The organism is Armatimonadota bacterium, assembly GCA_031432545.1.
In the GTDB taxonomy this organism is placed as follows: Bacteria; Sysuimicrobiota; Sysuimicrobiia; order Sysuimicrobiales; family Sysuimicrobiaceae; genus Caldifonticola; species Caldifonticola tengchongensis.
Window position 1 is genome coordinate 89,182 of record JAVKGX010000004.1, and the last position, 21,351, is coordinate 110,532.

The following is a 21,351-nucleotide window of genomic DNA, read 5'->3' on the forward strand; positions in this document are numbered from 1 at the left end:
CTTTCGCGCAGGCGGGTGAGTGATCTCCTGCGGAGCAACCGACGCTACCGCTTTCTCAGCGCGCCGACGACCGCGCCGCCGATCATGCTCACGATGCCCTCGTAGAGGCTGAGGGCCAGCAGGACCGCACCCCCTACAGCACCCACGATCGCGCCCACGAGTCCGGCGATCGCGATCCCCAGTGCTTCCAGGACGAAGAACCCTACGACGGCGCCGAGGATGCCCGCCAGGAAGCCGGCCAGCGCGCCGCGCCCTGCGCCGCCGCCGGCGATGAGCGCGGCCACCGCCCCTCCCGCCAGCGGCCCGAAGGGGACGGGCGTCAGGATGACGTTGACAAGGAAACCGACGATCACGCCCAGCAACATGATGGTGCGCCTCCGTTGGACAAGGGAGCTCGGGTCGGCCCTTGCGCCGGTCGGCTACGAAATGGCGCGCGACGCGATCTCTTCGTGCGCGCGCCGCGCAAATTCCTCCAGGGACATCGAACCCAGGTCGCCCCGCGAACGATGACGCACCGCGACCATGCCGGAGCGTACTTCCCGGTCCCCGACGACCAGCATGTACGGAACCTTCATCAGTTGCGCGTCCCGGATCTTCCGACCGATCTTCTCATTTCGGCCGTCGACGTCTGCCCGCAGTCCCCGGGCACGCAGGGCCGCCGCCGCTTCCCGGGCGTGGGCGATGTGCCGGTCGGCGATCGGCAGCAGGCGGGCCTGCTCCGGAGCCAGCCACATCGGGAATGCGCCCGCGTAGTGCTCGATGAGCAGCCCGAAGAAGCGCTCCATCGAACCGAACAGCGCCCGGTGCACCACGTAGGGAACGTGCTCGCGGCCGTCCTCGCCCACGTAGGTCAGCCCGAACCGCACCGGCAGGTTGAAGTCGAACTGCACGGTGGCCGTCTGCCACGGCCGGTTCAGCGCGTCGACCAGGTGGATGTCGATCTTGGGCCCGTAGAAGACCGCCTCGCCCTCCAGGCGCGCATACGGAAGGCCCCTGCGGTCGAGCACGGCGGCCAGCGTGCTCTCGGCCGTATCCCACATATGGGGGCTGCCCGCATACTTCCCGAAGTCATTCGGATCGCGGACCGAGAGGTGAACCCTGTAGTCCCGAAATCCGAATGCCTCGTAGATCGTGAACGCCAGGTCCAGCACCCGGTCCATCTCGTCGGCGAGCTGGTCGGGACGGCAGAAGATGTGTGCGTCGTCCTGCGTGAAGCTGCGCACGCGCAGCAGACCGTGCAGCACTCCGGAGCGCTCGTACCGGTAGACCGTCCCGAGTTCCCCGATGCGCATCGGCAGGTCACGGTACGATCGGGTCTCCCGACGGTAGAGCATCATGTGAAACGGGCAGTTCATCGGCTTGATCAGGTAGCGCTGCTCTTCAACTTCCATCGGCCCGAACATGCTCTCCCGGTACCAGTGCAGATGACCGCTCGTCTCCCACAGGTGGGCACGGGCGATGTGCGGCGTGTACACGAGTTCGTACCCGTGCTCGCGATGCAGCTGCTTCCAGAAGGTCTCCGCGACCTCTCGGACGACGGCGCCACGCTGCGTCCACAGAACCAGACCGGGGCCCACGTCCTCGCTGATCAAGAACAGGTCCAGCTCTCGTCCGAGCCGGCGATGGTCTCGCCTCTTGGCTTCTTCGAGCAGCCGCAGGTGTTCGGCGAGCTGGCCTTCGTCGGGGAAGCTGATGCCGTAAATCCGGGCAAGCTGCTCGCGCCGCTCGTCACCGCGCCAGTACGCGCCCGACGTGCTCAGCAGCTTCACCGCCTTGATGTACCCGGTGCTCGGCAGGTGCGGCCCCCGGCACATGTCCACGAAACCGTCCTGCCGATAGAAGGACACCCGCTCGTCGCGGATGTCCTCGAGCAGCTCCAGCTTGTACTTCTCTCCCATCTCGCGGTACATGCGGATCGCCTCGTCGCGGGGGATCTCGATCCGCTCGATGGGTTGATCCTGCCGCGCCAGCTCGCGCATGCGCGCTTCGATCCGGTCCAGGTCTTCCGGCATCAACGGACGGCCAATGTCGATGTCATAGTAGAAGCCGTCTGCGATCGGCGGGCCGATGGCGAGCTTGGCGTCCGGGAACAGTTCCTTGACGGCCTGCGCCATCAGGTGTGCGGAGGAGTGCCAGTAGATCTCCCGCCCCTGCGGGTCGTCGAACCGCAGGAACCGGACCTCGGCGTCGCATTGGGCTGACGCGGACAGGTCCATGGGTTGGCCGTTCACCAGGGCCGCCAGGGCATCACGCTCGCCGCGTTCCTTGGCGATGTCGACAAGGCGCGTACCGACCGGATAGCTCGCCTCGGTGCCGTCGGCGAACCGGATCCGTACCCTGTCGGCCCGTGCGTCCATCCTCCACCTCCGAACGAGACAGCGCCCCGTCCTCTCGGGACGGGGCGCTGCCCGCGGTTCCACCCGGATTCCGGTGGTCGCCGTCGCTCCCACCGGCTCTCGCGAGGTTCTATCGGCCCTCACCGGCAGGCTTGGTGCCGCCCCCACCAGGCGGCCTTCACCCGCAGCTCCGAGATGGTGTCGCGCCGCCTCTCCGCGGGAGGGCTTCCAGCCCAGGCCCCACCCTCTCTCGTGCGGCGTTTCGACGCGACGCGTCCTCTTCGTCGCTCTTCGTGCAAGGATAGCCGCGGCGCGGCGACTTGTCAAAAGGGCCGCTACAGGCGAAACGCATCGGGCAGGATCTCGACGGCGACCGGCTCTCCCGTCGGTCCGAGTTCTACGGCCACCACGTCGAACCGGCAGACGGGGTGCCTCGCCCGGTGACGCTGCAGGTAGGCTTCGGCCAGGCGAGCGATGCGACGCTGTTTGTGCAGCGTCACCGCCTCGAAGGGATTCCCGCGGTCCGCCGTCCTCCTCGCCTTCACTTCCACGAACACCAGCGTACCGCCCTGATCACACACCACGTCGATCTCCCCGAACCGGAACCGCACGTTGCGCGCCACGACCCGGTAGCCGGCCCGCCGCAGCGCCGCGACCGCCGCCTCCTCCGCGTCAGTCCCGATCCGCCGTCGGTTCATCGCCCCACAGCGCGTCGGCGCGGAACGGAGAGAAAGACCGGCGGTGAACCGGGCTCGGCCCCAGCGCGCGGATCGCCGCGAAGTGTTCGGCGCAGGCGTACCCCTTGTGGCGGGCGAACCCGTAGCCGGGGTAGAGGGCGTCCAGTTCGGTCATGATGCGGTCACGCTCGACCTTGGCGAGGATCGACGCCGCCGCGATGCAGGCCACCTGCGCGTCCCCGTTCACGATCGTACGCTGGGGGATCGGCAGGTACAGGCCCGAGCGCCCATCCACCAGCACCAGCGACGGCACGACGATCAGCCCTTCCACCGCCCGCCGCATCGCCAGGCGCGCGGCATGCAGGATGTTCATCCGGTCGATCTCCTCGACGGACGCGGTCGCGACCGCCCACGCCAGCGCGCGGCGGCGGATGTGCTCGGCCACCACCGCCCGCACGGACGGCGCCAGTCTCTTGCTGTCGTCCAATCCCGGGATCCGGGTCTGGCGCCCGAAGATGACCGCGGCCGCCACCACCGGGCCGGCCAGGGGCCCGCGCCCGGCCTCGTCCACTCCCGCGACCCAGGCGTACCCAGCCCGCCAGGCCTCCCGCTCAACGCGGTAGAGCGAGACACGCCCCCGCGCCCCGCGGGCTGTCAGCGCACCACGCCCATCCGCGTGGGCGGCCAGTAGACGACGAACGCGCGGCCGACGACGTTCTGGATCGGGACCAGGCCGAAGAAGCGGCTGTCCTCGCTGTTGCACCGGTTGTCCCCCATCACGAACAGGTGGTTCGGGGTCACCGTCTTCGGGCCGAAGTTCTGGGCGCACGCACGGTCGCCGCCGAGGGGCGTCAGATCCGGGCGCGGGCGCCCGTTCAGGAACACCACGCCTTGCCGCAGTTCCACACGGTCGCCCGGCAATCCGACCACCCGCTTGACGAAGTCCTTGCCGGGGTTCAGAGGATACCGGAAGACGATCACGTCTCCGCGCTGGACCGGCGCCAGGCGGTAGTAGAACTTGGCGACGAGAATGCGGTCGCCAATGTGGAGGGTCGGCTCCATCGATCCCGAGGGGATGAAGAAGGCCTGTACGACGAAGGTGATGATGACGAACGCCAGCACGACCGCGAACACCGCGGCGTCGAGCGTCTCGATGAAGACGCGCCGCACCGAGGGGGAGAACAGATAGGCACGCTTGACCGCCAGCCGGAGCACGACGAGCGCCACAGCGACCACCATGATGATCACCGGGATGCTCATCTCGGGAAGCGACACGGACGACAGCGACTCCCTGAGGTTGACCATGGATCCGTCTGTCCTGCGGCACGCAAAGGGCGGCGCGTTCCGCACCGCCCGTCACGCTGGATGCACGCGCCACGCCTCGATCGCAGGCCCCGCGGGTGGGCGGCGTCGAGCGCTCCTTGTCCTAGCGCCGCTCCCGGATGCGCGTCTGCTTGCCCACCTTGTCCCGCAGGTAGTACAGCTTCGCACGGCGCACGCGTCCGCGCCTGACCACGTCGACGCGGTCCAGCCGCGGAGAGTGCAGCGGGAAGATGCGCTCCACGCCGACCCCGTGCGAGATCCGCCTGACCGTGAAGGTCTCGCGCAACCCGCCGCCGCGGCGGCCGACCACGACCCCCTCGAAGGCCTGCACGCGCTCTCTGCCGCCCTCGATCACCTTCATGTGGACGCGCACTGTGTCCCCGGGTCCGAAGTCCGGTATCTTCGATTTCAACTGCGGCTGCTCGACCAGCATCGTCTTGTCCATAGCCGTCCTCCGCGCCCGTGACCGGCGCCACAAAACCAGATTATACACTACGCGGGCCCCCGGCCGGACTCCCCGGCGTTCACGTCCCTCTCCGGTGCGTGGGCGTCCTCCCCTTCGATCTCTTCCAACAGCTTCCGGTCTTCGGGGCCGAGCTCGGCCGCCGCCAGCAGGTCCGGCCGCCTGCGGGCCGTCCGCCGCAGCGCTTCCTTCCGCCGCCATCGGGCGATCTCTGCGTGGTGGCCGGACAGCAACACCTCTGGCACCCGCAACCCTTCCACCTCGGGGGGGCGTGTGTAGTGCGGGAAGTCCAACAATCCGCCGCTGAACGAGTCGGCCTCCACCGATCCCCGGTCGCCGACGACCCCGGGCACCAGCCGCGCCGTCGCATCGACGATCACGAGGGCCGCGAGTTCGCCTCCGGTCAGCACGTAGTCGCCGATGGAGATCTCCTCCGCGCCCAGTCCCAGCACGACCCTCTCGTCCACACCCTCGTAGTGGCCGCACAGCACGACCAGGTGCGACAGTCGGCTGAGCTCCCTGGCCGTCGCCTGGTCGAACCGTCTCCCCTGCGGCGAGGTCAACAGGATCCTGTCGGGCCGCCCCGCCTCCGCGGTGATCGCGCGCACCGCGGCGAAGAACGGCTCGGCCTTCATGACCATCCCCGGGCCGCCGCCGTACGGGTAGTCGTCGGTGGTGCGGTGCCGGTCGGTCGCGAAGTCCCGAAGGTCCCAGACGCGCACCGCGAGGATACCGCGCGCCTGCGCGCGGCCCAGCACGCTCATCTGCAGGGGGGCCATCGCCTGCGGAAAGATCGTCACGATGTCGATCCGCAGACGCGCGGCCTGGTCGTGGCTCATCGGTCGTCCACCAGCCCGGGAATTAGACGCACGACCATGCGGCCACCGCGGGGGTCCAACTCCGCCACCACGTCCCGGACCGCCGGGATCAGGACTTCCCGGCCTCCGCCGCGCACCGCATACACGTCGTTCGCCCCGGTCCGCAAGACCTCCGCGACCCACCCGAGGGGCTCGCCGTCGGTGGTCGTCACCTCCATCCCGATCACGTCGTGGACGTAAAACCGGCCTTCCGGAAGAGGCGGGGCGTCCTCGCGCTCCACGTGGAGAGAGGCACCGCTCAGTTCGCGCGCGGTCTCCGGCGTGTCCACACCCGTCAGCTTCACGAGGAACGTCTCGCCGGCGCTTCGCACACGTTCGACCCCGTAGGCGGTCGTCCGATCCCCACGCACCACGAGCACCCGGCGCAACGTCCGAAACCGGTCGGGGAAGTCGGTGTCCGGCCGCACGCGCACCTCTCCGTGGATCCCGTGCGGGCGCATCACGACACCGATCCGGAGAGTCCTCGGTGCGGGCCTGCCCGTGGGTCCGGCCATCTCGCCTCCGGCTACCCCTGCCGGATCTCCATGACGATGCCGTCCTTCACGACGATCTCGGTGCGGGTGAGCTTGCTGAAGAGGTTGTCGCCCACCCGGATCTCCAGCTGCGAGTCGACCGTGGTCTGCGGAAACTCGCTGTTCAGCACGAGATTCTCCGCCTCCCGCAGACGGTCACGGAGCTCGGCCCGTACCATCTCCTGGCGCGTGCGCTCCAGTTCCAGCTGCTGGCGAAGCCCACGGCTCTGGGGCGACACCTGCCGCTCAAGGTCCAGACGCCGCAACTGCGTCTCGATCTGGTTGAGGACTTCCTCGACCCGTCGAAGCGCCTCCTCGAGTTCCCGCCGGTACAGGTCCTTGAAGTTCTCCGTGACGATCGCCTTGACCACCACGGGCCGGATCACTGTGATTGACGCCATCCCAACCTCCGGTCATCCGCCCTCGATTTCCACCATGACCGCGTCGCGCCCCCTGCGGCGCGCGGCCGCCCGCGCGAGGATGCGCACTGCGCGCGCGACACGGCCATTGCGACCGATGACCTTGCCGACGTCTTCGGGGGCCACCCGCACCCGCACCACCTTACCTCGGGCATGCTCCACCTCCGAGACCTCGACGGCGGTCGGATCGTCGACGATGCCCATGACGATGTGCTCGACCAACTCCCGCATCGCTTCAGACAAGGCACAACGAACGCGAGTTTCGCACTCCCACCCAGGCGCGGGCCCGCTCGCTCTGGGAGAGGGCTTGGGTGGGCGTCATGCCTTGGACCTCGCCCGCTCCTGCCACTGTCGGAGGATGCCGGTCTTCCGCAGCAGGACCCGCGCCGCGTCCGACGGACGCGCGCCCCGCTCCAGCCAGGCGATCGCCTTCTCGGCGTTGATGTGGATCGTCGACGGTTCCGTGCGCGGGTTGTACTGGCCGATCACCTCGATGTACCGGCCGCTGCGGGGCGACCGCGAGTCTGCCACGACCACCCGGTACACGGGCTGGTGGCGCTGCCCCATGCGCATCAACCGAATCTTCACCGCCATCGCTTCCTCCTTGGCAATCAGATCGGAAACGGCGGCTTCCTGCCCCGCCGTCCCACCGCTTCGAACCGCTTCATCATCCGCTTGGTCTCCTCGAACTGCCGGAGCAACCGGTTGACGTCCTGCACGGTCGTTCCGCTGCCCCGGGCAATCCGTCGCTTGCGGCTGGCGTTGAGGATCGCCGGGTCGCGGCGCTCGGCCGGCGTCATCGAGTTCACGATCGCCTCGACCCGACCGAGCTGCGATTCATCGACCTCGGCCCGAAGGGCCCGGCGCCCCGCCATCCCCGGAATCATGTCGATCAGGTTCTGCAGCGGGCCCATCCTGCGCACCTCGCGCAGCTGCTGGCGGAAGTCCTCCAGCGTGAACTCGGCCCGGCGTATCTTGCGCTCCAGTTCGGCCGCCCTCTCGGCTCCGATCGCCTCCTGTGCCCGCTCCACCAGCGTCAAAACGTCGCCCATGCCCAGGATGCGGGACGCGACGCGCTCAGGATGGAAGGGTTCGAGCGCATCCAGCTTCTCGCCCGTTCCCACGAACAAAATCGGCTGACCCGTCACCGCAACCACCGACAGCGCCGCCCCGCCCCGCGCATCGCCGTCCATCTTCGTGAGCACGATCCCGTCGATGCCCACCGCGGCCTGGAACCGATCCGCGACGCCGACCGCTTCCTGGCCCGTCATCGCGTCGACGACCAGAAGCACGTGATGCGGACAGATCGCCTCCCGCAGCCGTCGGATCTCGTCCATCAACGTCTCGTCCACGTGCATCCGGCCGGCGCTGTCCACGATAACGAAGTCCGATCCCTGAGAGCGGGCGTGCTCGATCGCCGCCTCCGCCACCGCCACCGGGTCGGTCCAGTCCCGGTGGAACACCGGCACGCCCGCCGACGCCCCGACCACCTGCAACTGCTTGACGGCGGCTGGGCGGTGGAGGTCCGCGGCCACCAGCAGCGGCCGCCGGCCGCGCCTGCGCAGGTGGAGCGCAATCTTGGCCGCCTGCGTCGTCTTGCCGGTTCCGTGCAGACCGCACATCAGGACGACGGTCGGCGGCTTCGGCGCCGGTGCGAGTTCGCGGTGGGCGGTCCCCAGCAACCGCGTCAGCTCGGCGTGTACGATCTGGATGACCTGCTGGGCGGGGCTCAGGCTCTTCCAGATTTCCTGACCGACGGCCGCGTCGCGCACGCGCGCAACGAACTCTCGCACGACCTTGAAGTTGACGTCCGCTTCCAGCAGGGCCAGGCGCACCTCGCGCAGGGCGGCATCGACGTCCTCGATCCGCAGCGCACCGCGGCCGCTCAGCTTCCGGAAGACTCCGCCGAGCCGTTCCTGCAGGGTCTCGAACATGCCCTCACCGCCTTGTACACCCGAAACCCACCGCCCCGTTCGACCTCCTCCGCGTTGCCGAAGATCCGGGCGACGATCCTGCCCAGCGTCTTCGCACCCATCCCGGTCCGGGCGACTAGGTAGAAGCGGCCGCCCGGCTTGAGGTGCTCGGGGGCCCCTTCGATGATGCCCTCGACGACGCCTCGTCCAGCCCGGATCGGCGGGTTCGTGGCGATGACGTCGAACCGCCGGCCGCGCACCGGCTCGTAGCCCGCTCCCAAGAGTACCTCGACATTGGCCAGGCCGTTGCGCCGCGCGTTGTCCCGGCTCAGCGCCACCGCACGCTCGTTCACGTCCGTCAGCACCGCGCACCCGCCCGGTGCGGCCGATGCGGCGACGATTCCGATCACACCGTACCCGCACCCGACGTCGAGCACCGTGTCGGTCGGCCCGATCTCGAGGGCCTCCAGCAACAGGCGGGTGCCGCGATCCACCGCGCCGTGCGAGAACACCGCCCGGTCGGTCTCGAACAGAAACGCACGGCCCCGGAAGGAAAAACGCACCGTGCGCCGGTGCGAACGCGTCCGGGGACGCTCGGAGAAGTAGTGCTGGGTCACACCATCTCGCGGATCGCGCGCGCCCGCGCCTGCAGGCGTCCTGCCGCCTCCGCGTCGCGCAGCCGGGCGATCTCCTCTTCGAGCGCCTCGATCTCCCTGAGGATCGCTGCGCGTCGCCGATCGTCTCCCCGACCCCGCTGCACGATTCCCAACAGCTCCTCGTATCGCGCCAGTTCCGCCAACGACCGACGGATGCCGTCGTGGATCGCCTGCCGCGTCACGCCGAACCGCTCGGCAATTTCCGACAGCGACAGATCGTCGTGGAAATACATCGCGATCAGCCGCTGCTGCCGCGGCGTGAGCAAACGCGCGTAGACGTCGAACAGGCGAATCACCGCCAGTCGATCTGCCAGCAACCGATCCGTCGCCATTGCCTGTAAAGGTTCACCCCTTTACACATATCACACTCCGCCGCCGCCGGCAACCGGATGGGTGGTGGCGGGCACTCGCGCGACCACCAGCGCGCCGGTGAGCGCGACCAGGCCCAAGGACGCAAAAGCCCAGCCCCACGACGTCGCGGTGGCATCGAGGATCAACCCGAACACCGCCGGGGCGGCCGCCGCGGCGACGAATCCTAGCCCCGACTGCACGGCCATCGCCGCGCCCAGCGTCTCCATCCTCGCCGACTCGGCCACGGCCGCCGACAGCGCCGACGACTCGGCTGTGATCAGCAACCCGTACACCAAAGCCACCGAGAGAACCACCCCCGGGCCCATCGGTAGGCTCCAGCCGATGCCCAGCGAACAGGCGGCCGATCCGACCAGGCACAGCGCGATCGTACGGCGACGACCCAGCCGGTCGGACACCCACCCGCCGAGGGCGTTGCTGACGGCGCCTGCCGCGAGGACGGCCGACGCCACGGCGGCGGCCTTCGAGGAAGCCTCGAGGACCGACGCCTCCTGTGCGGCCCACAGCACCGTCAGGAACGCCGGGAGCCACGCCCGCATGCCGAACAGTTCCCAGTTGTGCGCCGCGTAGGCCGTCGCAAACCGCATCGCCCGCGCGTTGCGCAGCACCTCGACGATGTTGGCCCCCATGCGGGATGTGCTGCGCGGCGTGTCGGGCGCGATCGCCCACGCGATGCCGAACGCCGCGAACGGGCCCAGTGCGGTCACCCAGAGCGCGACACGCCAGTCCAGCCGCAACAACAGCCCGGTGAGCAGCAAAGACGCGCCCGTGCCCAGACCGAAGCAGGAGATGTACAGCCCCATCGCGGCACCGCGGCCGGCCGCAGGGAAGCGGTGCACCACCAGGCGCATCCCCGGGGCGTAGGTCCCGGCCAGGCCCGCGCCGGCCAGGCCCCTCAGCACGAGCGCCGAGGCCAGGTCGCGCGCGCCGAGTGCGAACAGCACGCCGAAGACACCGTTCCACAGCGCCGACCCGAGGTACACCACGCGGACCCCCACGCGGTCGGTCAGCGTGCTCAGCACGACCACGGCGATCACATATCCGATCTGCTGGGCCGCGAAGACCGCTCCGGCCTCCGCCGCGCTCAGACCCCACTCGGCGCGCAGGATCGGCAGCGCGGCCGCGTAGTTGGCGAATGGGAGCATCGTGGCGATGTGTGCGATGCACAGAGCCGTCAGCCACCGCCACTCGCCGCGCATGCGCTTCCGTAGGATCTATCCGGCAGCCCACGGGGTGCGGCAGCCTCCGCGATCTACCGGCGCGGAGCCGGCTACCACGGACGGAAGGGGCTTGCTCACGCCGCCGGCCCAAGAGCCGGAAACAGGGCGTCCGCGAAGGCTTCCGGATCGAAGGGGTGGAGGTCGTCGACCCCTTCACCCGTACCGACGAACTTGACCGAGATGCGCATCGACCGCCCGATCGCGAGGAGCACACCACCCTTTGCGCTGCTGTCGAGTTTGGCCACGACGATGCCCGTGAGCGGGACCGCCTGCTGGAACTGGCGCGCCTGCTGGAGCCCGTTCTGTCCGGTGTTGGCATCCAGCACCAGCAGTGACTCCACGGGCGCTGCCGGCAGGTGTCGCTCCACGACCCGGCGGATCTTGCGCAGCTCTTCCATCAGGTTGACCTTCGTGTGCAGCCGTCCGGCGGTGTCCACGATCAAGACGTCGGCCCGCCGTGCCCCCAGCGCCTGGAGCGCATCGTAGACGACGGCAGCTGGGTCTGCGCCTTCCCGGTGCCGGACCACCGGCACGCCCGCGCGATCCGCCCACACCTGCACCTGCTCGATGGCCGCCGCTCGGAACGTGTCGGCGGCCGCGATCAGGACACGTCGCCGTTCGTGCGTGAGCCGGTGGGCCAGCTTGCCGATCGTCGTGGTCTTGCCCGAACCGTTGACCCCCAACACGAGAACCACCGCCGGGGGCGGGTCGAGCCGGAGCGGCTCGGCCGCGCCGAGGTGGTCGACGATGATCTCCCGAAACGACCGGCGGAGGTCCTCCGGCCGCCACACCCCCATCATGGCCCTGCGCCGCAGCTGGGCGACGACGTCTGCGGCCACCTCGACGCCCGCGTCGGCTGCGATGAGGGCCTCTTCCAGGCGGTCGAAGAACTCGTCGTCGGGAGGCCGCGCGAAGACGTCCTCCAGGTGTGCGGCGATCGCGCGACGAGTCTTGTTCAGGCCTTCGCGGAAGCGCTCTGCCAGTCCGCGCCGAGTCTCCATGCCTCAGCCGACCGCGTGCCGTCCGAAGCCCCGGGTCCCGTCAGGCCTGCGGCGGCGGAGGTACCTGACGCGGCGGCTCGGTCTTGACGTGCGGCAGTTCGATCACCGGCTGTGGAGGTGGTGCCTCCGGAAGCGTCGGCCGCCGCGGCGCCGGCAGCAGCGCGTGTTCGAGAACCTCGTCCATATGCTCCACGAGCTGGAACCGCAGCTTGCGCCGGACCTTTTCGGGGATCTCGTGCAAGTCCTTCTCGTTCTCCTTCGGCAAGATGACCGTGCGCACGCCCGCCCGGTGCGCGGCGATGACCTTCTCCTTGAGCCCGCCGATCGGCAACACCCGGCCCCGGAGCGTGATCTCACCGGTCATCGCGACGTCCTTGCGCACCGGCCGCCCCGTCAGCGCCGAAGCCACCGCCGTGGCCATCGTGATCCCGGCCGACGGTCCGTCCTTGGGCTGCGCGCCGGCCGGTACGTGGATGTGCACGTCGTACTTGCTGTACCAGTCGTCGTCGGCCCCCAGCGGCTTCGTCCGAGAGCGCACGTACGACACTGCGGCCTGCGCCGACTCCTTCATGACGTCGCCCAGTTGGCCGGTGAGCGAGAGCTTGCCCGTCCCCCTGACCAGCGTGGCCTCCACCGGGCTCACGTCACCGCCCATCTCGGTCCACATCAGGGCCATCGCGGCGCCGACCTCGTCCTCCTTCTCCGCGGTGCCGTGCCGGAAACGCGGCGGCCCCAAGAACTTGTGCAGCATCGGCGGCGTCACGCGGTGCGGCGCCTGCTTATCGTCGGAAGCGACCATCGTCGCCACCTTGCGGCAGATCGTGCCGATCTCACGCTCGAGGTTGCGCACACCGGCTTCCCGCGTGTACTCGCGGATGATCTTGCGCAGTGCCTCGTCGGAGAACTGGAGTCCGAACGACTCCAGCCCGTTCTCCTTCACCTGCTTGGGCACCAGGAATTGCTTGGCGATCCCGAGCTTCTCGTCCTCGATGTACCCGGCGAACCGGATGACCTCCATGCGGTCCCGCAGCGCGGGCGGGATCGTGTCCAAGACGTTAGCCGTGCAGATGAACATCACCTCGCTGAGGTCGAAGGGCAGTTCCAGGTAGTGGTCGCTGAATGCGAAGTTCTGCTCCGGGTCCAGCGCCTCCAGCAGCGCCGCCGACGGGTCGCCCCGGAAGTCGACGCCCAGCTTGTCGATCTCGTCGAGCATGAACACCGGGTTGCGGCTGCCTGCCGTCTTCATCCCGTGCAGGATTCGGCCCGGCAGGGCGCCGACGTAGGTCCGGCGGTGGCCCCGGATCTCGGCTTCGTCCCGTACGCCGCCCAGCGAGATGCGCACGAACTTCCGCCCCAGCGCCCGCGCGATCGACTTGCCCAGCGAAGTCTTGCCCACCCCTGGCGGGCCCACGAAGCAGAGGATCGGCCCGCGGGACTGCGGGCTAAGCTTGCGGACTGCCAGGTACTCGATGATCCGGTCCTTGGCCTTGCGCAGGCCGTAGTGGTCGGCGTCGAGGATCCGCCGCGCCTCGGCGATGTCCAGCCGGTCCTCCGTCCGCACCGACCACGGCAGCGCGAGGATCCAGTCCAGGTACGTCCGCACGACGACCGCTTCCGCAACCATGGGCGGCATCTTCTCCAGCCGGTTGAGTTCCTCGAGCGCCTTCTCCTTGACGTTGTCGGGGAGGTTGGCCTGGTCGATCTTCTTTCGGTACTCCTCCACCTCGGCGACCCGCTCGTCCTTCTCGCCCAGCTCACTCTGGATCGCCTTGATCTGCTCCTTCAGGTAGTACTCGCGCTGCGACTTCTCCATGGACTTGCGGACGCGGTTTTGGATCTTGCGTTCCAGGTCCAGGATGTCGATCTCCTTCGCCAGGATCTGCGCCAGCAGCTCCAGCCTCTCTTTGGGAGCCGACTCCAGGACGCGCTGGCGGTCCTCCGTGCGCAGCGGGAGGTGCTGGGCCGCGAGGTCGGCCAGCTTGCCGGGCTCGTCGGCGCTCATCACCGCCATGAACGCCTCCGGCGTGATGGACCGGCTGAGCCTCGCATAGCGCTCGAACTGCGAGGTGAGCCCCCGCATCAGCGCCTCGATCTCGACGGTCTTCTCCGTCGGGTCGGGGACGGCTTCCAGGCGCGCTACCAAAAACGGCTCCGTGCGCGCCAACCCGAGGATCCGCGCCCGCACCAACCCCTCAACCATGACCTGGAAGACGCCGTCCGGCTGCTTGCCGACGTTCAGCACGCGCGCGATCACACCCCACGAGTGCAGATCCTCGGCGGTGGGGTCTTCGATCTGCTCGTCCCGCTGGGTCACGAGGGCGATCAGCCGGTCGCCGCCCATCGCCTCCTCGAGCGCGCGCACGGACTTGGGCCGGCCCACGCCCAGCGCGATCGGCATGTGCGGCAGCACGACGACGCCTTTCAGCGCCAGCACCGGGAGGGCTGTCGGGTAAGACGTCTGGGTGTCGCTCATCTAAACCTCCACGAGGTGCCCCAAAAGCACCCGCCTACGTCTTATATACGCGCAACGCAACGGGAAGATTCCCCGAAACTGGGGGATAAAGAGCCACCGGCCCGTGGCCACGGCGTTCAGGATGCCGGCTTCTCCTTCGCCAAGCGCTTGGCCTCCGCGGCGGTCACGAGAATGGGTCGAGCCCGCCGCTCCACGGCTTCGAGAGTGACGATGCAACGCTTGATGTCGGGGCGACCGGGGATCTCGTACATCACCTCGAGCATGATGTCCTCGATGATCGTCCGCAGCCCGCGGGCGCCCGTGCCCCTGCCCATGGCCTCGCGCGCGATCGCCCGCAGCGCGTCTTCGGCGAAGACCAGGTCGACACCGTCCATCTCGAGGATCTTCTGGTACTGGCGCACCAGCGCGTTCTTGGGCTCCACGAGGATCCGGACCAGGTGGTCCTCGGTGAGGGGCTCCAGCGGCGTGATCACCGGCAGCCGCCCGATGAACTCGGGGATCAACCCGTAGCGCAGCAGGTCCTGGGGCATGACGTAGCGCAGCATCTCGCCGACCCTCTTCGACCGTGCCCCGGCGTGGGCCCCAAACCCGATGCTCGCCTGCCGCACGCGGCTCTCGACGATTTTCTCCAGCCCCTCGAACGCGCCGCCGCAGATGAAGAGGATGTTCGTGGTGTCCACCTGAATGAACTCCTGGTGGGGGTGCTTGCGCCCGCCCTGCGGGGGCACGTTCGCCGTCGTGCCCTCCAGGATCTTAAGCAACGCCTGCTGCACGCCCTCGCCCGACACGTCGCGCGTGATTGAAGGGTTCTCTGACTTGCGCGCGATCTTGTCCACCTCGTCGATGTAGACGATGCCGCGCTCGGCCTTCTTGACGTCGTAGTCGGCGGCCTGCACCAGCCGCAGCAGAATGTTCTCGACGTCCTCACCCACGTACCCGGCCTCGGTCAGGCTGGTTGCGTCGGCGATCGCGAAGGGCACGTCGAGGATCTTGGCCAGCGTCTGGGCGAGATGGGTCTTCCCGCACCCCGTAGGCCCGATCAGCAGGATGTTGCTCTTCTGGAGTTCGACGTCGGTGGGCCGGCGGTGTCCGATCCGCTTGTAGTGGTTGTAGACGGCGACGGACAGCGCCTTCTTCGCCCGCTCCTGACCGACGACGTAGTGGCAGAGGGTCTCGTAGATCTCGTGCGGCTTGGGGAGGTTGCGCGGACCGCCCTCCTCATGCTCGCCGTACAGTTCCTCTTCGAGGATCTCGTTGCACAGCTCGATGCACTCGTCGCAGATGTAGACCCCGGGACCGGCCACCAGCTTGCGTACCTGGTCTTGGGTTTTGCCGCAGAACGAGCACTTCAGCCGTTCCCGCTCCTCGCCAAACCGGAACATCGCGCCTCCCAGGGTTGCTGCCTCCTCGTGTCGGACGAGAGCAACTTCACTGCCTTCACCGGGCCAGCTTGGCGAGCTTCTCCGGCCGCGGTTGCACGATCTGGTCGACGATCCCGTACTCCATGGCGCGCTGGGCGCTCATCCAGAAGTTCCGGTCCGTGTCCCGCTCGATCCGCTCCAGAGGCTGGTTGGTGTGGCGGGCGAGGATCTCGTTGAGGATGCGCCGCAGCTCCATGACCTCGCGGGCCTGGATGTCGATGTCCACGGCCTGACCCTGAGCGCCGCCCCAGGGCTGGTGCAGCATGATGCGGGAGTACGGGAGCGCGGACCTCTTCCCCTTGGTGCCCGCCGCCAGCAGCAGCGCCCCGGCGGACGCGGCCAGACCCACACAGATCGTCTGGACGTCGGGCTGGATGTGCTGCATCGTGTCGTAGATGGCCAGCCCCGCGGTCATCGAGCCTCCGGGACTGTTGATGTACAGCTGGATGTCCTTTTCGGGGTTCTCGTAGGCCAAGAACAACATCTGGGCGATGACCAGGTTGGCCACATCGTCGTCGATCGGACCGCCCAGGAAGATGATGTGCTCCTTGAGCAGGCGCGAGTAGATGTCGTAGGCGCGTTCCCCGCGCGCGCTCTGCTCGACGACGATCGGAACGAGCGTCATGGTCCTTCTCCCTGCTGTCCCGAGGCGACGGCCGTCAGGAAGGCCAGCGCCTTGCGTCGCCTCAGCCGGGCCCGGAGCACTGCCAACCGGGTCTCGTCTTGCAGCCACGAGCGGACGCTGTCCGCCGCTTCTGGCGCGCCGCCTGCTAGGTTCTCGACCGCCTCTTTGAGGTCCTGCTCCGACGGCTCCAGCGACTCAGCCGCCGCGACGGCATCCAGCACCAGCCGCGCGCGCAATCGACGCTCCGCGGCCGGACGCATCTCGTCGTGCACCTGCTGTTCGGTCTTGCCCCTGAGTTCCAGGTATCGCTGGAACGTCAGGCCGCGGTGCTGCAGTTCCTCCTGCAGGTCGTCCAACAGCGCGTGGACCTCCGTGTGCACCATCGTCTCCGGCACGTCGAACTGAGAAGCCTCTACCAGGGCGGCGACGACCCTCTCCTCGTAGTCCCGTTGGGCCTGCCGGGCAGCCTCGTCCTCCAGCCGCGTGCGGATGTCTGCCCGAAGTTCGTCGAGCGTCTGTCTGTCGCTCACCGTCCGTGCGAATGCGTCGTCGGCGGGCGGCATCTCGCGCACGCGGACGTCAACCACTGTAACCCGCACCGTGCCTCGCTCATTCCCGATCTCAACGATCTCGTCGCGGCGCCTGCCCACCAGGGCAGCACCGAGGTCGGCGGGGGTGTCGGGCGCCCCCAGTTCCAGGAGCAGCTCGCGGCCCGGGGTCAGCCGATCGGCGCCTTCCGGAGCATGATCTGTGCGGATGAGGACGAATTCTCCGGCCTGCGCCGGGCCGTCCTTGGGGACGAGCTGCGCGTAGCGCAGCCTCAGCGCCTCCAGCGTCCGTTCGACGTCCTCCTCCGAGACGGCCGCCTGCTCGCGGGGTACGCGCAGATCCCGGTACGGACCCAACCGGACGTCGGGCTCCACCTCGACGGTGGCGGTGAAGCGCAGGGGCTCGCCTTCGACGATCCCCTGGACGTCGATGTGGGGCCGCGCAACCGGACGGATTCCCGTCGCCTCCAACGCCTCGGGGTACGCCTCGGAGAGCAACGCCTCCAGGGCCCTCTCGTAGACCGCCTCCCGGGAGACGTAACGCTCGACGATCGCGCGCGGCGCCTTGCCCGGACGGAAACCGGGGATCTTCGCACGCTGGCCGAGGTGGGCAAAGCTGGCCTGGATCGCCCGGTCGACGCGGTCGTGCGGCACCTCGACCTCCAGGACCGCACGGCTGCCGGGCTCACGTCTCACTTCCACCTTCACCATTCAACCCTCGCTCCCGGACGCGCACACCGCACTCCGATCTGGTGTCGTCGACACCCCTGGTGCGGGCGGAGGGATTTGAACCCCCACGGGTTGCCCCCACGGGATCCTAAGTCCCGCGCGTCTGCCGTTCCGCCACGCCCGCCCCGGCTGCCGCCACCCACAGGCCCGCACCCCTCCGGCGATCCCAAAGAGCCCGCGCGCCCTTCTTTGCAACCAACGTCTGCGGGCGGCCCTTTTGCCGCGTAACCCTGGCTTCGTCCTCCCAAACGACGAACCCCGCTGGGGCGTACCCGCGGGGTCTTCGCTTCACCAACCACAGACCACCGTTGCCCGATGGTGGGCCATGTAGGACTCGAACCTACAACCTTGGGATTAAGAGTCCCCTGCTCTGCCAGTTGAGCTAATGGCCCAGCGCCGATTGTAGCAACGCGCGGGACGGACGGCAACACGACGACGGCGGCAGTCGCCTCACGGTACCGGTTCCGCCCACCGGAATGTAAGCGGCCCGGTGTAGGCGGGCAGACGAAGCACCTGCCGACGTTGCACTCGCACCGTCACGCCGACCGCCCGTAACCCATCGACGAACCCGCCGCGGATCCGCAGGACCGCCTCCATCTCGTCGGCCGGCCCGATCGCTCGGATGACATAGGGCGGACGCAGCGGCGCGCCGTCCACCACAATGCGCGGGCCGGACTGTCGGAAGGCCGACCTCGCCAGCACCCTCCGGTCGCCGATCGCGATCGCCTCGGCGCCCGCAGCCCACAACTCGTTGGCGATCCCCGCGAGGTCGTTCGCCTCCAGCGTCGCCGGCAGCGGGACGCCCACCGCGCGGCCCGCCTCCACGGTGACCTCGATCCCCCGTCCCCGCACCGGGGTCAGCCCGAGCACCACCCGGTACAGGGCCGCTTCCTCGGCCAGCGCGGCCGTCAGCGCCTTGCCCTCCGCCGTCAGGCGCTCGTACTCGGCCAGCCGATGCCGCAGGCGGGCCACCTCCTCCTCCAGCACCGCCCTCGCCTGCTCGGCCTGGGCGACGAGCACCGCCATTTCCTCCACCCGGCGGACCGGAACCGCCGGCGTCGGGCGGACCGCCTGCATCGAACGGAACTGCACCACGAGCAGAAACCCCACGGCGACGGCCGCGACGGCGATCGCCCCTGCCGGGTTGTGGGACTGACCACGGGCCGCCATCCCCTCTCCCACGATCCTCCCTCAGCCTATCAGCAGCCGCACGCGGTCACAACGCGGCCGCCGGGCCGGACCGAAGCTCCGGCGGGGTCGTGGGTCTGGTCGCCCGGCCCTCCCAAGACCCCCTTGATCGGCGCGCCCGGACTTGGAACAATAGACGGTGGATTAGCACTCTCTTCCCCAGAGTGCTAGACGTCCGAATCCTCACACCCTACACAAGGAGGTCGAGAACGGATGCCGGCAAAGCTGCTGCTCTACGACGAGGCGGCCAGGCGGGCACTGGAGCGTGGCGTCGAGAAGGTCGCCTCCGCGGTCCGGGTCACGCTTGGTCCGAAGGGTCGCAATGTGGTTCTGGAAAAGAAGTGGGGCTCTCCCACCATCACCAAAGACGGCGTCACCGTCGCCAAGGAGATCGACCTCGCCGATCCCTACGAGAACATGGGCGCCCAGCTCGTCCGCGAGGTGGCGAGCAAGACCAACGACCTGGCGGGCGACGGGACGACGACCGCGACCGTGCTGGCCTGGGCGATGGTCCGCGAGGGACTGAAGAACGTCGCCGCGGGCAGCAACCCGATGCTCATCAAGCGGGGGATCGACAAGGCCGTCGAGGCCGCGGTCGAAGAGCTCAAGAAGATCAGCCAGCCGGTGGAGGGCCGCGAGGACATCGCCCACGTGGCCGGCATCGCCGCCAACGACCCCGCGATCGGTGAGATCATCGCCGACGCGATGGACAAAGTCGGCAAGGACGGCGTGATCACCATTGAGGAGAGCAAGGGCATCGACACGACCACCGAGGTCGTGGAGGGCATGCAGTTCGACCGGGGCTACATCTCGCCGTACTTCATCACCGACCCCGACAAGATGGAGGCGGTCCTTGAGGAGCCGTTCATCTTGCTCACTGAGAAGAAGATCAGCGCCGCCCGCGACATCGTCCCCGTGATGGAGAAGGTCATCCGGTTCGGCAAGCCCCTGGTCGTGATCGCCGAGGATGTCGAGGGCGAGGCCCTGGCCACCCTCGTCGTCAACAAGCTGCGCGGGGTGCTCCACAGCGTCGCGGTCAAGGCGCCGGGATACGGCGACCGCCGCAAGGCGATGCTGCAGGACATGGCAGTCCTCACCGGCGGCAAGGTGATCAGTGACGACATCGGCATCAAGCTCGAGAACGTTGAGCCCGAGATGCTGGGTCGCGCCGACAAGGTCCGTGTCACCAAGGACGACACGACGATCGTCGGCGGCAAGGGCGACTCTAAGGACATCCAGGGCCGCATCGCTCAGATCAAGAAGGAGATCGAGGACACGACCTCCGACTACGACCGCGAGAAGCTGCAGGAGCGTCTGGCGAAGCTCAGCGGCGGCGTGGCCCAGGTGAAGGTGGGCGCGGCGACCGAGACGGAGCTCAAGGAAAAGAAGCACCGCTTCGAGGACGCCCTCAACACCACGAAGGCCGCGGTTGAGGAGGGCATCGTGCCGGGCGGCGGGGTGGCGTTGATCCGTTGCATCCCCGCCCTCGACAAGGTGAAGGCCGAGGGGGACGAGGCGGTCGGCGTGGCCCTGGTGCGCCGCGCGCTCGAGGAGCCGCTGCGCCAGCTCGCGGCCAACGCCGGCATGGAGGGCTCGCTGGTCGTCGAGCGCGTTAAGGAGTCCAAGCATAAGAACTTCGGCCTCAACGTGCTCACGGGCGAGTTCACCGACCTGGTGAAGGCGGGCGTGGTCGACGCGACCAAGGTCACGCGGCTGGCCCTGCAGAATGCGGCTTCCGTCGCCGGGCTGCTGCTCACGACGGAGGCGCTGGTCGTGGAGAAGAAGGAGAAAAAGAAGGCCACGACCCCGCCCACGCCCGGTATGGACGAGGACTTCTAGACTCGGGCCTGCCTCGCAAGCCGACGGGGTTCCCGGAGCCGGGAACCCCGTCGGTTTTCCGTCAACCTGAATCGCCCCCGCCGCGGGCCGCCACATGACAGGATGGGGTGGCCGACGGGACTCGAACCCGCAGCCCCCAGAGCCACAGTCTGGTGCTCTACCTTTGAGCTACGGCCACCGCGCACAGAGCAGTATACCAGCGGGCGGTGACCACCGGCCACAGACTTCCTACGGCTCCTCCAACATGGTGGTGGCGCTGCCGTCGCTGCGGATCGAAAGCCGCCAGCGGCGGCCCTGGTTGTCCGTACGGCCGTGCGCGATGACCGCGATCTCCAACGCGCTGACCCTTCGCAGCGAAAAGGTCCAATGGGGGGTCGGGCTGAGGTCCAGGTCCTGCGGGCCCAGCCAGGTGAACAGGCCGCCGTGGCCGGGCAGGTAGGCGGCTGCCTGCGTCCGGATCAGCGTGAATCGGGCGAAGGCTTCCTGGTCGTAGGCGCTGCGGGCCACCGTCCGGCGGGTCTCGACCTCGCGGCGCGGCCCGAACTGACCACTGGTAAGCAGGAACGCCAGCGCCCCGAGGATGAGCAGCGCCAGCAGGACCTCGACCGCGCTAAGGCCCCGTTGCCGCATGTCAGTCTCACGATCCCCACGGCACCGTGGACCGGCACCGAGCCCCCCGATGCTCCGATCATGGAAGGCCGGCGGACCTGCGTCAAGCGACACTGTCCGCCGGGCCGGGGGGGTAGTATGGAGTAGCGCCG

23 protein-coding genes and 3 tRNA genes are annotated in these 21,351 nt (G+C 68.7%); 1 reads left to right on the top strand and 25 read right to left on the bottom strand.

The window, feature by feature from the left end; all coding sequences use genetic code 11:
* Positions 1-44: 44 nt before the first annotated feature.
* The 23 genes from QN163_06015 to QN163_06125 form a co-directional block, all read right to left on the bottom strand.
* A complete protein-coding gene (locus tag QN163_06015) occupies positions 45-365 on the bottom strand; it encodes a DUF5518 domain-containing protein (protein MDR5683566.1) in 321 nt (106 codons plus the stop codon).
* Between the two features lie 54 nt (positions 366-419).
* Positions 420-2,357 carry a threonine--tRNA ligase gene (gene thrS / locus QN163_06020; protein MDR5683567.1) on the bottom strand — a complete coding sequence of 646 codons (1,938 nt, stop codon included), beginning with the start codon at positions 2,355-2,357 and terminating at the stop codon, positions 420-422.
* Positions 2,358-2,671: 314 nt separating this feature from the next.
* Positions 2,672-3,034, bottom strand: a complete 363-nt coding sequence (locus QN163_06025; protein ID MDR5683568.1) for a YraN family protein — start codon at positions 3,032-3,034, stop codon at positions 2,672-2,674.
* Positions 3,009-3,776: a ribonuclease HII gene (locus QN163_06030; GenBank protein MDR5683569.1), complete on the bottom strand. Its 768-nt coding sequence runs from the start codon at positions 3,774-3,776 to the stop codon at positions 3,009-3,011. Before QN163_06030 ends, QN163_06025 begins: the two co-directional genes overlap by 26 nt.
* Entirely contained in the window at positions 3,668-4,318 is a 651-nt protein-coding gene (gene lepB / locus QN163_06035) for a signal peptidase I (protein MDR5683570.1), read from the bottom strand. The genes QN163_06030 and lepB overlap by 109 nt, the downstream gene beginning before the upstream one ends.
* A gap of 121 nt (positions 4,319-4,439) precedes the next feature.
* Entirely contained in the window at positions 4,440-4,781 is a 342-nt protein-coding gene (gene rplS / locus QN163_06040; GenBank protein ID MDR5683571.1) for a 50S ribosomal protein L19, read from the bottom strand.
* A gap of 47 nt (positions 4,782-4,828) precedes the next feature.
* On the bottom strand, positions 4,829-5,638 hold the full coding sequence (gene trmD / locus QN163_06045) for a tRNA (guanosine(37)-N1)-methyltransferase TrmD (GenBank protein MDR5683572.1): 810 nt from the start codon (positions 5,636-5,638) through the stop codon (positions 4,829-4,831).
* On the bottom strand, positions 5,635-6,171 hold the full coding sequence (rimM, locus tag QN163_06050; GenBank protein ID MDR5683573.1) for a ribosome maturation factor RimM: 537 nt from the start codon (positions 6,169-6,171) through the stop codon (positions 5,635-5,637). Before rimM ends, trmD begins: the two co-directional genes overlap by 4 nt.
* 11 nt (positions 6,172-6,182) lie before the next feature.
* Positions 6,183-6,590, bottom strand: coding sequence for a YlqD family protein (locus QN163_06055; GenBank protein ID MDR5683574.1), 408 nt, complete (start codon positions 6,588-6,590; stop codon positions 6,183-6,185).
* A gap of 12 nt (positions 6,591-6,602) precedes the next feature.
* The gene (locus QN163_06060) at positions 6,603-6,839 is read right to left on the bottom strand and encodes a KH domain-containing protein (protein MDR5683575.1); all 237 of its coding nucleotides are present in this window, start codon (positions 6,837-6,839) and stop codon (positions 6,603-6,605) included.
* Between the two features lie 87 nt (positions 6,840-6,926).
* Positions 6,927-7,202: a 30S ribosomal protein S16 gene (gene rpsP, locus QN163_06065; protein MDR5683576.1), complete on the bottom strand. Its 276-nt coding sequence runs from the start codon at positions 7,200-7,202 to the stop codon at positions 6,927-6,929.
* A 17-nt stretch (positions 7,203-7,219) separates the two neighbouring features.
* Positions 7,220-8,542: a signal recognition particle protein gene (gene ffh, locus QN163_06070; GenBank protein MDR5683577.1), complete on the bottom strand. Its 1,323-nt coding sequence runs from the start codon at positions 8,540-8,542 to the stop codon at positions 7,220-7,222.
* The gene (locus QN163_06075) at positions 8,494-9,138 is read right to left on the bottom strand and encodes a methyltransferase (protein MDR5683578.1); all 645 of its coding nucleotides are present in this window, start codon (positions 9,136-9,138) and stop codon (positions 8,494-8,496) included. The genes ffh and QN163_06075 overlap by 49 nt, the downstream gene beginning before the upstream one ends.
* A complete protein-coding gene (locus tag QN163_06080) occupies positions 9,135-9,509 on the bottom strand; it encodes a sigma factor-like helix-turn-helix DNA-binding protein (protein ID MDR5683579.1) in 375 nt (124 codons plus the stop codon). Before QN163_06080 ends, QN163_06075 begins: the two co-directional genes overlap by 4 nt.
* A 30-nt stretch (positions 9,510-9,539) precedes the next feature.
* Positions 9,540-10,745, bottom strand: coding sequence for an MFS transporter (locus QN163_06085; protein MDR5683580.1), 1,206 nt, complete (start codon positions 10,743-10,745; stop codon positions 9,540-9,542).
* A 95-nt stretch (positions 10,746-10,840) separates the two neighbouring features.
* Positions 10,841-11,767, bottom strand: a complete 927-nt coding sequence (gene ftsY, locus QN163_06090; GenBank protein ID MDR5683581.1) for a signal recognition particle-docking protein FtsY — start codon at positions 11,765-11,767, stop codon at positions 10,841-10,843.
* 40 nt (positions 11,768-11,807) lie between these two features.
* Positions 11,808-14,240, bottom strand: a complete 2,433-nt coding sequence (gene lon / locus QN163_06095; protein ID MDR5683582.1) for an endopeptidase La — start codon at positions 14,238-14,240, stop codon at positions 11,808-11,810.
* Between the two features lie 116 nt (positions 14,241-14,356).
* A complete protein-coding gene (gene clpX, locus QN163_06100; protein MDR5683583.1) occupies positions 14,357-15,622 on the bottom strand; it encodes an ATP-dependent Clp protease ATP-binding subunit ClpX in 1,266 nt (421 codons plus the stop codon).
* Between the two features lie 55 nt (positions 15,623-15,677).
* Entirely contained in the window at positions 15,678-16,286 is a 609-nt protein-coding gene (gene clpP, locus QN163_06105; GenBank protein MDR5683584.1) for an ATP-dependent Clp endopeptidase proteolytic subunit ClpP, read from the bottom strand.
* Positions 16,283-17,530, bottom strand: coding sequence for a trigger factor (gene tig / locus QN163_06110; protein ID MDR5683585.1), 1,248 nt, complete (start codon positions 17,528-17,530; stop codon positions 16,283-16,285). Before tig ends, clpP begins: the two co-directional genes overlap by 4 nt.
* Positions 17,531-17,602: 72 nt before the next feature.
* Positions 17,603-17,687: transfer RNA gene (locus QN163_06115), tRNA-Leu, on the bottom strand.
* A gap of 192 nt (positions 17,688-17,879) precedes the next feature.
* Positions 17,880-17,955 (bottom strand) — tRNA-Lys (locus QN163_06120).
* 58 nt (positions 17,956-18,013) lie between these two features.
* A complete protein-coding gene (locus tag QN163_06125; protein ID MDR5683586.1) occupies positions 18,014-18,733 on the bottom strand; it encodes a DUF881 domain-containing protein in 720 nt (239 codons plus the stop codon).
* A 231-nt stretch (positions 18,734-18,964) separates the two neighbouring features.
* On the opposite strand from QN163_06125, the gene groL reads away from it, so the two are divergent.
* The gene (gene groL / locus QN163_06130) at positions 18,965-20,590 is read left to right on the top strand and encodes a chaperonin GroEL (protein ID MDR5683587.1); all 1,626 of its coding nucleotides are present in this window, start codon (positions 18,965-18,967) and stop codon (positions 20,588-20,590) included.
* Between the two features lie 103 nt (positions 20,591-20,693).
* Here the strand turns inward: groL and QN163_06135 are convergent.
* Both QN163_06135 and QN163_06140 read right to left on the bottom strand, forming a co-directional pair.
* Positions 20,694-20,768, bottom strand: a tRNA-His gene (locus QN163_06135).
* A gap of 50 nt (positions 20,769-20,818) precedes the next feature.
* Complete coding sequence (locus QN163_06140) at positions 20,819-21,220, bottom strand: hypothetical protein (protein MDR5683588.1); 402 nt, start codon at positions 21,218-21,220, stop codon at positions 20,819-20,821.
* Positions 21,221-21,351 lie beyond the last annotated feature (131 nt).